This is a genomic window from Sphingobacterium olei (genome assembly GCF_005048855.1).
Classification (GTDB): domain Bacteria; phylum Bacteroidota; class Bacteroidia; order Sphingobacteriales; family Sphingobacteriaceae; genus Sphingobacterium; species Sphingobacterium olei.
In genome coordinates this window covers 72,831-85,152 of the sequence record NZ_SUME01000003.1, presented here as the reverse complement: position 1 = coordinate 85,152, position 12,322 = coordinate 72,831, and the positions used below count along the sequence as shown (strand labels likewise).

At 41.3% G+C, this 12,322-nt stretch carries 8 protein-coding genes; all 8 read right to left on the bottom strand.

Annotated elements, in window-relative coordinates; genetic code table 11:
* Nucleotides 1-7 precede the first annotated feature (7 nt).
* Nucleotides 8-925: a TIGR01777 family oxidoreductase gene (locus FAZ15_RS07735; protein WP_136900752.1), complete on the bottom strand. Its 918-nt coding sequence runs from the start codon at nucleotides 923-925 to the stop codon at nucleotides 8-10.
* A gap of 3 nt (nucleotides 926-928) precedes the next feature.
* The gene (locus tag FAZ15_RS07730; protein WP_136900751.1) at nucleotides 929-2,362 is read right to left on the bottom strand and encodes a phytoene desaturase family protein; all 1,434 of its coding nucleotides are present in this window, start codon (nucleotides 2,360-2,362) and stop codon (nucleotides 929-931) included.
* A gap of 75 nt (nucleotides 2,363-2,437) precedes the next feature.
* Complete coding sequence (locus FAZ15_RS07725; protein ID WP_136900750.1) at nucleotides 2,438-3,511, bottom strand: formylglycine-generating enzyme family protein; 1,074 nt, start codon at nucleotides 3,509-3,511, stop codon at nucleotides 2,438-2,440.
* Nucleotides 3,501-4,196: a thioredoxin domain-containing protein gene (locus FAZ15_RS07720; protein WP_136900749.1), complete on the bottom strand. Its 696-nt coding sequence runs from the start codon at nucleotides 4,194-4,196 to the stop codon at nucleotides 3,501-3,503. Before FAZ15_RS07720 ends, FAZ15_RS07725 begins: the two co-directional genes overlap by 11 nt.
* 10 nt (nucleotides 4,197-4,206) lie before the next feature.
* A complete protein-coding gene (locus FAZ15_RS07715; protein ID WP_136900748.1) occupies nucleotides 4,207-5,832 on the bottom strand; it encodes an arylsulfatase in 1,626 nt (541 codons plus the stop codon).
* A gap of 99 nt (nucleotides 5,833-5,931) precedes the next feature.
* Nucleotides 5,932-7,521, bottom strand: a complete 1,590-nt coding sequence (locus FAZ15_RS07710) for an arylsulfatase (protein WP_136900747.1) — start codon at nucleotides 7,519-7,521, stop codon at nucleotides 5,932-5,934.
* A 9-nt stretch (nucleotides 7,522-7,530) separates the two neighbouring features.
* On the bottom strand, nucleotides 7,531-9,000 hold the full coding sequence (locus tag FAZ15_RS07705) for a RagB/SusD family nutrient uptake outer membrane protein (RefSeq protein ID WP_136900746.1): 1,470 nt from the start codon (nucleotides 8,998-9,000) through the stop codon (nucleotides 7,531-7,533).
* 19 nt (nucleotides 9,001-9,019) lie between these two features.
* On the bottom strand, nucleotides 9,020-12,070 hold the full coding sequence (locus tag FAZ15_RS07700) for a SusC/RagA family TonB-linked outer membrane protein (protein ID WP_136900745.1): 3,051 nt from the start codon (nucleotides 12,068-12,070) through the stop codon (nucleotides 9,020-9,022).
* Nucleotides 12,071-12,322 lie beyond the last annotated feature (252 nt).

Sequence of the window (12,322 nt, the reverse complement as noted above, 5' to 3'; positions counted from 1 at the left end):
AATTATATTATTTTGAGTTGATAAGTTGTTCAAATGCTTGATGAATTTCAGGATAGCGGAATTCAAATCCTTCTTCCAATAATGCTTTGGTCGTGACCGGTGTGGTTTGCAGCAGTAAACTAGCATCGACACCCTTGATAAAAGCGCCAATTTTCGCCAATGGACTTGGCAAGGGTAAACCAATTGCCGTTCCCGCGGATTCCCTCAGGCTTTTCATAAACTCGGCATTGGTTACCGGGAAAGGACTACAGGCATGATATAGCGTATTTTTAGCCGAACCCGAACTAATCCACGCTACGATGCGGATAAAGTCTTGCTCGTTTATCCAACTGATGTACTGTTGTCCAGTCCCTACTTTGCCTCCCAGCCCCCATTTGGCTAAGGGATACAGCTCCTGAAACATCCCGGAAGACCTGCTTAGCACCGGACTTAAACGCAGGATAACTTTTCCTGTGTTTGGCGTATTTGATGCCAAAAAAATTCGTTCCCATTCTTTCGCCAGCTCCGCTAAAAAATCATGACCATAGTGTTGACTGTCTTCGTCTTGTATGCCTTGTACCCCTCCAAAAATGGAAATTCCAGAAATGTTGATCCATAACTTGGGAGGGTCTTCGGAATGTTCAATAGCCTCCCCCAACGCAGCGGTAGGCAGGAAACGCGAGTCTTCGAGCCTTTTCCTGTTCTCCGGCGTAAAGCGGGTATTGATACTTTCTCCACTCAGATTAATGAGTACATCTGCACCCTCCAATGCCATAGCCCAATTCCCGGGTGTGGTACCGTTCCATTGGATATAATCGAGTCCCAGTACGGAAGACTGACGCGCTGAACGGGTCAGAATACTAACCTTATCACCATTTCTTAAAAATAGATCAGCCAGCAATTGTCCTAAATTTCCAGATCCTCCTGCTAAAATTATTTTTGCCATTGTTTAAAGATTAACATTTATATTAAAATGATCTTGTAATGCCGTTTTCGCAGCATGGAATCCACACATCCCGTGCACTCCGCCTCCCGGAGGCGTTGCTGAGGAGGAAATATACACTTTTTTATTGGAGGTACGATAGGGTGTGAAGCTCCAGGTCGGACGTGTATACAATTGCAAAATATCCATTACTCCTCCATTGATGTCACCTCCTATATAATTGGGATTATACTCTTCCAATTGACGTGTATTGATTGTCGATCGCGCAATAATCGTGTCTTTAAATCCAGGAGCAAAGCGTTCCAACTGATTTTCAATGACATCCGTACGATCAACCGTTGAACCGTTTGGTACATGGCAATATGCCCAGCCGGTATGTTTCCCTTCGGGTGCACGAGTTTTATCGAATGCAGTCTGCTGCGTAAATAATACGAAAGGTTTATCCACTAACTTCCCCTCATGACTAAGCTTCTCATTTCGAGCTATTTCTTCAAATGTATTTCCTAAATGAACAGTAGCCGCCTGCTGACAACGCTTATCTTTAAATGGCACGAGTTCTGAAAGCGCCCAATCGATTTTGAAAACCCCCATTCCCTGCCGGTAACGTTTCAATTGCTTTTTATAGCTTTCCTGCAAATCTAAGCCTTTGATCTTCAATATCTGTTGTGGCGTCAAATCCAAAATAAGAATCTTATGATCGGGCAAATCTGCCGTATCGGTTAACCAAAAATCGGTCTGTATTTCACCTCCTAAAGATCGAAAATAAGTTGCCAGGGCATTCGCTATGGATTGTGAGCCACCCACAGGTATAGGCCAGCCGTATTTGTGTCCTACACCAGATAAAACGATACCAATGGCCGAAGTCGTTAAATTAGACAGTGGTTGAATGCCGTGTGCCGCCATTCCTCCCCAAAGTGCCTTTGCTTTCTCCGTTTTGAAACGCTTTGCAATCCATGTTGCAGGCTGCAAGGCATTCAACCCAAATTTGGCCAAGAATACAGGATCTTTAGGAAAACGTAATGGTCCCATTGTATCAAGAGCCAAAGTTTTCCAGCGGTTAACAATGGGTTGAATTAGTTTTAAATAAGTTGTTCCATCCCTGCCTAGGTCGGCCGCCGTTTCGTAAATATCTTTATGTAAAAAGGCGGTTTCCCCGTTGTCCAATGGATGTGCAGCTTGATACGGGGCATAGGTAAACTGCAACCCAAACTGTTCGAGCGGAAGTGTTGCAAAAAAAGGTGATGCTAGAGCCATTGGATGAATAGCAGAACATACATCATGCTTAAACCCAGGGATTGTCAGCTCTTTGGTACGCATGCCTCCACCAACAGAATCAGCACCTTCGATCAAGAGCGTACTGATTCCTTGCTGTTGCAGCGTAATTGCTGCGGCAAATCCGTTGGGTCCCGAACCCACTACTATCGCATCATATTGTTTCAAAGAATTACTATTTTAATATAGTGCAATTTACAAAATTACAGACTATTTCCTGATGATAATTCTTCCCCCGCTAACTTATTCTTTTACATCTGCCACACAGCGGAAGCCGATGTGATTTGTCGGGCTATTTATCTCACCCTTTCCTCGGGCACCGGCTTGATATCGTTCACAATAGCTGTCATTACAGAGAAATGATCCACCCCGCTGGACACGCTTTATTAGTCCGGGTTCCTGAGGATCATACGAGGCGTTTGGTCCTTTGGGATTTTTCTGTTCGATGCTATCGTATTGAGGTTGGTAATAATCCGAGCACCATTCCCATACATTACCAGACATGTCATAAAGCCCGTAACTGTTGGCCGGGTACGACTTTACAGGAGCGGTAATAGTATATCCGTCATCAGCCGTATTTCCTTCCGGAAACTTTCCTTGGAAAATATTGGCCTGCCAGCCTCCGTTCTTTTTCAGATCTGTACCCCAATAATATGTTTCGTCGGAGTTTGCTCCTCCTTTTGCGGCATATTCCCATTCCGCTTCTGTAGGCAATCGCTTTCCCGCCCACTTGGCATAGGCCTCAGCATCTTCATAAGCCACATGTACCACGGGATGATCCTCACGGCCTACAATGGTACTACCCGATCCTTCAGGTTGTTTCCAACTTGCAGCAGCAACATATTGCCACCATTGTAAATGATTGTTTAAGCCGTTCGCCTCTTTTGGTGGACTAAATACCGCTGAACCGGGAATCAACAATGCAGGATCAACTCCGGGAAAATCTTTGGAATTTAACTCGCGCTCAGCTACCGTCACATATCTGGTCTCCGCTACAAACTGTGCAAATTGTGCATTCGTTACCTCGTGTTCATCTATCCAATAAGGGGATAACTCGATCTCTCTGAGCACATTCGCATCTTGAAATCTGCTTGACCCCATGGTAAACTTGCCTCCCGGAATAAATAACATTCTAGCACTATCCTTCCCGACAAAAACTTCCCTTTTATCATTTTGCTGTGCAAGGAATGTACCTCGTGAAACGACTCCCTCGACACAACAAGAAGGCACTTCTTGTGCAAACAGTTCTCCCATCATTGCAAAAATCACACAAGATGATAGCATTACTTTAAAAGACACGGATAAACTAATTTTCATTCTTCGCTATTCGGATTTCATCAACAGTTGGTATACCGGTTTTTGCCCAAACAGGATTCCCCGACTTATACAAAATTGTGGTAGGGATAGTCTTAATTTCATTTTCCTTTATAATATCCGGATTCACATCAATCTCTATCTTGAAAATTTTTAGATCTGTAGATTCGCTTCGTAGTGAATCAAGAACCGGCACAACTTTCTTACATGGGGCACAATAATTTGAACCGTAATTTACCAATACGTAGTCATTAGATGCTAAGACATCCTTAAATGCTTGTAGTGTTACCCTTTTATTATTTGTTTGGGAAACAACCAAAGGATATCCCGAACCCACCCATGCAGATATACCAGGAGACAGCACATAAACCTCCTTAAAAGATTGCTCACTCAGATGCTCAGCTAACCTGGAAGAACGTCCCGTTTGTATGGAATAAATAAAAACAGGTCGTTTGTGATCGAGACTTCCGACTTTTTGCGAAAAATCATCTGATTTTTGATCAATCTGAATCGCTTCAGGAAAATGTGCTTGTTCATACTCTTCTTCTGAGCGGGCGTCTAATATTTGAGGCGATTGCTCCTTTTTGATTTTTGAATAAAAATCTTCTGCACTGATCTTGAAACTCTCCTCCTGTGCGAAACATCCCAGTTGCCAAGTAATAAATAATGCTAATAATATTGTTTTCATCGTATTATGATTAAAATCCAAAAGCAGGCGGTGCCAATTCTTGTTCTTTACTTCTTCTAAAATCCTTCATGCTCTTAGGCTCTCTGTCCTCCAGTTCAGCAAAATCTACGACACCATTTTCTTTTGCCCATTTAAAATATGCCTGAGACAATTGAGAAACGACGGCATGATTTTGTCTGGAAACGTCTTTTGTTTCGGTTGGGTCATTTTCCAGATCATAAAGCTCCCAATTATAAGATGGCCAGGTGGAGACTAACTTCCATTTTCCTATCCGGGCGGCTCTGTTCCCGGCACGTTCCCAAAACAACCCTTCTGGACGTTCCACTGCATCAGCCTTACTGGTAAGCACAGGTACTAAACTTTTCCCGGGCAATTCATTTGATTTGACCCCCTGATAATTTTTTGGATATTTAGCCTGTGCCAACTCATATAAAGTTGGTGCTATATCAATGATATGACCTGTTCCTCTAACAATAGTATTTGCTTTTATTTTAGTTGGAAACCACGCTATAAATGGCGTATTGATTCCCCCTTCGTGCAGGTAATCCTTATAGGCTTTGAAAGGCGTGTTTGAAGCATATGACCAGTTTTTACTTTGTGATTCAGAAGATCCAGTAGTTCCTACCGGACCTGTATTTCTTTGAGCCCCATTGTGCCATTTTACTAAATCTTCAGCTGGAGCACCGTTGTCAGACAGGAAAACGATGACCGTATTCTCTAACTGCCCATTTTGTTTTAACTTATCCAACAAAGAACCGATACTCTGATCCAGCCTATCGACCATTGCCGCAAAAACCTCCATCTTCTTCGCCCATAGCTGCCGCTGGTCATAAGACAACCTATCCCAATCATATAAGTCTTGGTCTCGAGTAGAGAGAACCGCATCCTGATTGAGGATGCCTAATTGTTTTTGACGCTCAAACCGCTCTTGTCGAAGAGTAAACCATCCTTTGTCATATCTTCCCCTATATTTGGCAATATCCTCTGGCAATGCGATCAGAGGCCAATGAGGTGCTGTATGCGCCAAGTATAAAAAAAATGGTTTCTTCTGGTCTTTAATTTCATCCAAGAATTGCTCAGCATGCGCATTAATAACATTTGTTGAATAATATTCTGATAAAGGATACCCTTCAGCGTCTGTTTCTACTTTACCAAAACCCGGCGCACCAGAATTGGCACCATCATTCTTAGGGAATACCTTGTCAAAACCGCGTTGCCACGGGTAACTCTGGTCTTTTCCCGAAACATGCCATTTACCCGATGTTAGGGTAACGTAACCATTTGCTTTCAGCACCTCCGCAAAGGTGAGTGATTCGGTATTGATATAACCTTGATACGCAGGTAATCCCAAATCATTTGAAAAATATCCCACACCTGCTTTGTGCTGATATTGACCCGTAATCAATGACGCCCGAGTGGGGGCACAAATTGAATTGTTGTAAAACTGTTGAAACCTGACGCCTTCCTTTGCTAATCGGTCTAAATTCGGTGTAGCAATCTCTGATCCATATGAGCCCAAATCTGAATAGCCAAGATCATCTGCCAGAATAACGACAATATTAGGTCTGCCTTTTGTCTGTCCGAAACCTGTAAAAGCAAGGCATGCGCTAAACAATGTTATAAATATCTTTTTCATTGGAATATTTTTTTTTAAAAATGGCAATGAAACTTGCATGAATTGCTTCTATCTGTTTGTGAATGGTAATTCATGCAGGTTTCATAAAAATAGTCTTGATTAACGGAGTAAATTTCTTTGGGGTTTTATACGATCATAGTCGACCACTCCTGTTTCTTTCGCCCATTGTGCGTAAAGATTTTCCAGTTCTTGAACAACTTCTGGAAATTGGTCAGCTACATTATTATTCTCCGCACGATCCTCATCAATATTATAAAGCTCGACTTGATAATTATTACTGTACAAAGAAACCAATTTCCATTTTCCATGACGCACAGCTCTATTTCCGGCACGTTCCCAAAACAAAGGTTTGGATCGATCAATTTGATTCTGATTGGTGGAGAGCAAATTTCTGAAGCTCACGCCAGACAGTGTATTGGTCTTGATAGTGCTAAATGTTTCAGGGTACCTAGCTTGGGCAAAATCATACAACGTAGGTGCGATGTCGATAATATGACCTGTTCCCTTTTTTATGACATTTGCCTTCACTTCCTTTGGATACCAAACTATAAACGGAGCTCCGATTCCTCCTTCGTAGGGATTGTCTTTAAAACTACGCAATGGTGAATTGCCTGTTTGTGACCAATTGTTATTTTGGACATCATAAGAGCCCGGACGCCCCACTGTTTCGGTATTGCGTGTCGTATATATTCTGGTACGCTCACCTCCTTGTGCACCATTGTCTGATAAAAAGATGATTACGGTATTTTCATCTTTTTTCAACTCTTTAAGTGTTGCTAATAATTTACCCAAGCTTTGGTCAACATGATCTATCATTCCTGCGAAAACCTGTTGACGTCTTTGCCAATATTGTTGTTCATCATACGTCAATTTGTCCCACAATTGAATAGTACTATCTCTTTTCGCTATTTTTTGCCCTTCTGGGAATACCCCTTTTTCAATAGCCTGATGATAACGGTCTGTTCTTAAACTATCCCAACCATGCTGATATACTCCCTTATATTTCTGTATATCCTCTTCGGGTGCCTGTAGGGGCCAATGTGGCGCATTGTAAGCCAAATACAAAAAGAATGGTTTTTGTTCGTTGTCTTGCTCATGAAGAAAAGAAATAGCTTGGTCTGTAATCTCATCTGTCAAATAGCGATCTTTCGGCAAATAAAAAGGTTCATTATTCTTCAACAAAGGAACAGAAGGATTTTCCCTATCATTGATCTCATAAAAATTAACTGCACCGCCAATAAATCCAAACGATCTTTCGAATCCACGTTGAGCAGGCCACTGGTCATAATCGTCGCCAACATGCCACTTTCCTGACAAAATGGTAGAATATCCTGCGTTTTTCAGTACTTCACCTAACGTCAAAGATTCCCTATTTAGAAATCCTTGATAGGCGGGTAAACCCAGATTCACATTAAAATATCCGATCCCCGCCTTATGCGCATATTGACCGGTCAATAATGACGCGCGGGTAGGTGCACATATTGAATTATTATAAAACTCCTGAAACCGTGTTCCTTCAGCGGCTAGTTTAGAGAGATTAGGTGTTTTTACATCCAGTCCTCCAAAAGGTTCAATATCCGTAAAACCTAAATCGTCAACGAGTACTAAAATAATATTTGGTCGTTTGTCCTGTGCAAATCCTATCACACAGAGCGATAAAAATAGAATTAAACTGAGTGTCCTTTTCATAGCTATTGATTAATAATTTACCCAATCCGGGTGTTGTTTTAAATTAGGGTTCAAATTCAATTCTCGCTGTGGTGTAGGGAAATGGATGTGTCTTGCCGCTGCTTGCGTTTTACCTGCAGCACGCAGCTTAGTTACATAATACTCCGCCCCTCTTCTCGCTAAGTCGAACCAACGTTGATACTCGAATACCAGCTCTTTACGCCTTTCTTCAAATACCAACTCACGGAAAACATCTTTAGAACCCGCTCCTACATGAAGCGCTGCATTCGCCCTTCCTCGAACTTTATTCAGGGATTCAATAGCACTATTAGATGGTACTGAAGTCAACTCGTTATCCGCTTCTGCATATATCAACAAAATTTCAGCGTAGCGAATTATGGGTAGATTTTTAGATGATTGGCTCTGGTTCCCGATGACACTTTCATCGTAATATTTGTTAAACTGCGGTGTACTCAACGCATAATATTGATTATTAGTCGGAGATACTTTGCCTACTGTAAATGTAATAGGCAAACGTTCGTCCTGCACTTCAAAAGATTCATACAAGCCTCCTTCTACATGTAGGGCATCGGCGTAATCTCCGTTGATCCCCGGAATATCTGCCGGTGCAGAACGACTCGCTAAACTATTCCCATGATATCCGCTATTTCCCTGAAATTGTGCTGAGAAGATATGTTCTTTCCCATTTTTTTTATCCACCGCAAACACATCCACGAAATCCTCGAATAAATCATATTTTTCATTGTCAATGACATCTTTCGCCTTAGCTCGGGCCAATTCCCATTTCTTCTGCGTCAAATAAACTTTGGCCAATAGACTCTTTGCAGAGCCTCGTGAAGCCCTTCCCTTGTCTTTATCTCCATATTCAAGATAATTCGGCAAACTCTCCGCATCGGACAAATCGGTTACGATTTGTGTATAAACATCCTCTTCAGAGGCTTTTGACACATACAATTGCTCCGGACTTAACACTGATACCGGTTCAGTTACCAGAGGAACATCGCCAAACCATCTTACTAAATTGAAATAATGTAATGCTCTTAAGAACTTTGCTTCGTTAACAAGACGTACCCTGACAGTGGAAGTAATCTGACCCTCCGTCATTTCACTGATATTCTTTATATTCAGATTCGATGCGTTTATCGCATCATAACTCTGCTTCCAGAGCTGTTCCATTCGATCATTTGACGGGTCGTGTGTTAATCCACTAATGGCACGTACATGTGCGTTACGTGCACGCGGCCCTGCTTCGTAATCATCTGTTGCCATTTCAACACCTATTTGAAACAAACTGTTGTAAAGCGACTGGCCACTTTCATATAGTTTACGATACGTACCTGTTACTGCTGATATTGCTTGTTCCTCATTTAAATAGAATTGTTCGGACACCAAAATAGAGTCTGGTTTTTCCTCCAATTTGGAACATGAAAACAAGGTAGCCAAAGCGATAAATCCGATTAAAATATTCTTACCATTCATATTGTTCTACTCCTCCTAATTAAAATGTTATTGATGCTCCAAATGAAAATGACTTTGAAGCTGGATAGATTCCTGCATCTGAACCAATTTGCACATTGCTTCCCGAAGTTACTTCTGGATCAAAGCCGGCGTATTTTGTCCATGTCAAAAGATTTTGACCAACAACATAGAACCTTAAATTCGACAATGATCTGTGAATCCATGTCTTCGGAACTGTATATCCGAACTGGAGTGATTTCAATCTTACAAAAGAACCATCCTCAACAAACTGATCCGAAAAAACAGGAGCAGGATCTAATTTTGCACGGGGATATGATTGAGAAGGATTACCTGCAGTCCAACGTTGCAACGCATCTGTTGAAGCATTTTGTTGACCGGTGAACATTTCCAGATTCTGTCTATTGATATTCAATATCTCATTGCCCACCGAACCTTGTAAAAGGACATTCAAATCGAAACCTTTGTAGTTGAATGTATTGGTAAAACCAAAAATATAGTTTGGCTGCGCATTACCAATGACTGTACGGTCATTCGCCGTCGTAAATTTTCCGTCGCCATCGATATCTTTATATAGTCGATCTCCGGCCTTCGGAGTAGCATTACCCGTGAAATCTCCTTTTTCAGCTTCTTCACCTACCTGTAAAATCCCGTCTGTCGCTGTCCCGTAAAATGTTCCTAAAGGTTTACCTACCTTTATAATGTAGTTCCCTGTAATGTATGACGTTCCACTTCCTATCGACAATACTTTATTCCGGTTAAAAGATAGGTTTAGGTCTGTCGACCAAGAGAAGTCATTATCGATATTCTTACTCTTTACATTAAACTCGACCCCCTTGTTCTGAACTGAACCATAGTTTTGCAGCGAACTTGCGTATCCCGAAGTCCATGGGATCTCTACATTCAGCAACAGATCCTCCGTTTTCTTATAATACCAGTCAAAAGTGAATTGTAGTCTACTGTTGAACAATGCAAAATCAATTCCTGCATCATATTGATATGTTGTTTCCCATCCCAAATTCTCGTTGGGGATCCGTTGAGAGGTGAAGCCTGTAAGTATGTTACCTCCGATAAGGTAATTTAAAGAATACAATGTCGATAAAGATTGATATTGCCCGATCTCTAGATTCCCGGTCGTACCAAAGCTTGTGCGTAGTTTAAGATCATTCAGAAAGGATAGATTGTCCCTAATAAAACCTTCTTGACTGGCTCGCCACGAGAATGCTAAAGATGGAAAATTACCCCACTTGTTTTCCGCACCAAACCGAGAGCTACCATCTCTTCTTAAACTTGCTGATACATAGTATTTATTTTGATAATTGTAATTAATACGGCTTAAAAAAGAATGAAGCACCCATTCGTAGGTTCCTGAAGTCGGTCTTAATAATGTTGATCCACTTTGTAAATTGTTGTACAACAATTCATCTGTGACAAAATTTTCTGCCCCGGCACCAAACACGGCATTACGCGCTTCTTGCTGGGTAAATCCCAACAATACATTTAAATTATGGTTGTTAAAAGATTTGTTATAGGATAATGTATTCTCATTCAGCCAGGAATAATAATCCAAATTACCAAGGTTGGCCCTACCACTGCTACCCGATCCCTCATAAATGTAAGATGGTAGATAATACTTGTTTGTTCTATTATTCAGGTCTACACCCAATAGAACTTTTAACTGTAGTCCGTCAAGTATATCGTATTGTGCAAAGGTTGTCCCGAGTGTACGTAATACGACTTCCTGATTCGTAGTTTCTAACAATGTTGCGATTGGATTTGCAAAAATATTTTCAAAAGGATTTCGTAATGTATATGAACCATCAGCATCATAAATAGTGGCGGTAGGAGGCATGATCAATAATGAATTTACGATGCCTGATGGGGCAACCTGACCCTGAGTCCGATTTATGGACAGATTGGCTCCGACACTCAGCCTTTCATAGGGTTTAGCGTTGATATTACTTCTAAACCCTAGCCGCTTAAAATCTGTATTTACAATTACACCCTCTTGGTCAAAGTAATTTGCACCAAGAAAGTATTGCACTTGATCTCCACCACCTGTCAGGGACAATTGGTGATTACGAATAGGAGCTGTTTTGAAAGCCTCATTTTGCCAATTTGTACCTTCCCCTAAAGCATCGATTTGCGATTGGGTCAAGTATTGATTTGTTCCTAATGATGGATTTGCATCATACAAGACTTCATTTCTTAAAATTGCGAAATCCTTGGCACCTAATACATCAATTTTTTTCAGTACCTTTTGTAAACCAAAGCTCCCATCATACGTTAATTTGGCCCGCCCCGTCACACCTTTTTTTGTTGTAACCAATACCACACCGTTCGCCCCACGAGAACCATAAATCGCTGTTGCAGAAGCGTCTTTCAACACTTCAACACTCTCGATGTCAGAAGGATTGATACTCGCTAATGGGTTAATTGATGCTCCAGACCCTACACCAGTACTTTCTGTCTGGTTATAAATAGGAAAACCGTCTATAACATAGAGTGGCTCGTTCCCACCTTGAATAGAAGCTCCTCCACGAATTCGAATGCTCACCCCACCTCCCGGTTGTCCTGATGTCTGTGTAACCTGAACCCCTGAAATCCCTCCTTTCAACGTCTGATCCAACGATGATACATTTTGTTTCAGTAAATCACTTGGTAACGATGCAACAGAACCTGTCAAGTCTTTACGCTTTATGGTACCATATCCTACCACAACCACTTCATCCAAGTTTTTATCATCAGATTTCAGTTCAATGACTGTTGGAGATTGAGAAATGACAATAGTCTTTGTTTGATAACCTACATATGTGATGATCAATGTAAACGGCAACTTCTGACCGGTCACGAACTGGAATTTCCCATCCCGGTCTGTCTTTACACTATGTGTAACCGCTTCAAGCTGTACCGTTGCGCCATCTATGGGTTCCTTCGTATCCGCATCCACGAGAACACCTACAAGCGACGCATTAATGATGGGTTTAGGTTCCTCTTGAGCCTGTACGCTGTGAAAGCTCAATATGGATAGGATAAGTATATAAGAATAGCGGAATACTCCGTATTTTTTCATATTTTTATTACGTTTTAATAGTGAATACTTGCAAGTGCCAACGCCAATTGATTACTTGTTTTCATTATTGAACAGATGAGGGAAGCTTAGGCCTCCCTTTCTGTTTCTATAAGGGAGAGAAATTTAGCGACACATTCGCATTCGAAAAGGTAAGCAATAAAAATTCCTATTTGCTGAAGATTTCCAGAAAAAATCCGTTGAGTTTTGGTAAGTTTTTCTCATTGTGTTAATTTATTTTGATTTAGTAAACAA

What these genes read in the sequence shown, in the direction of transcription:
- FAZ15_RS07705 (WP_136900746.1), bottom strand. Translation starts at nt 9,000, where the DNA reads ATGAATGGTAAGAATATTTTAATCGGATTTATCGCTTTGGCTACCTTG.
- FAZ15_RS07735 (WP_136900752.1), bottom strand. Translation starts at nt 925, where the DNA reads ATGGCAAAAATAATTTTAGCAGGAGGATCTGGAAATTTAGGACAATTG.
- FAZ15_RS07725 (WP_136900750.1), bottom strand. Translation starts at nt 3,511, where the DNA reads ATGAAAATTAGTTTATCCGTGTCTTTTAAAGTAATGCTATCATCTTGT.
- FAZ15_RS07720 (WP_136900749.1), bottom strand. Translation starts at nt 4,196, where the DNA reads ATGAAAACAATATTATTAGCATTATTTATTACTTGGCAACTGGGATGT.
- FAZ15_RS07700 (WP_136900745.1), bottom strand. Translation starts at nt 12,070, where the DNA reads ATGAAAAAATACGGAGTATTCCGCTATTCTTATATACTTATCCTATCC.
- FAZ15_RS07710 (WP_136900747.1), bottom strand. Translation starts at nt 7,521, where the DNA reads ATGAAAAGGACACTCAGTTTAATTCTATTTTTATCGCTCTGTGTGATA.
- FAZ15_RS07715 (WP_136900748.1), bottom strand. Translation starts at nt 5,832, where the DNA reads ATGAAAAAGATATTTATAACATTGTTTAGCGCATGCCTTGCTTTTACA.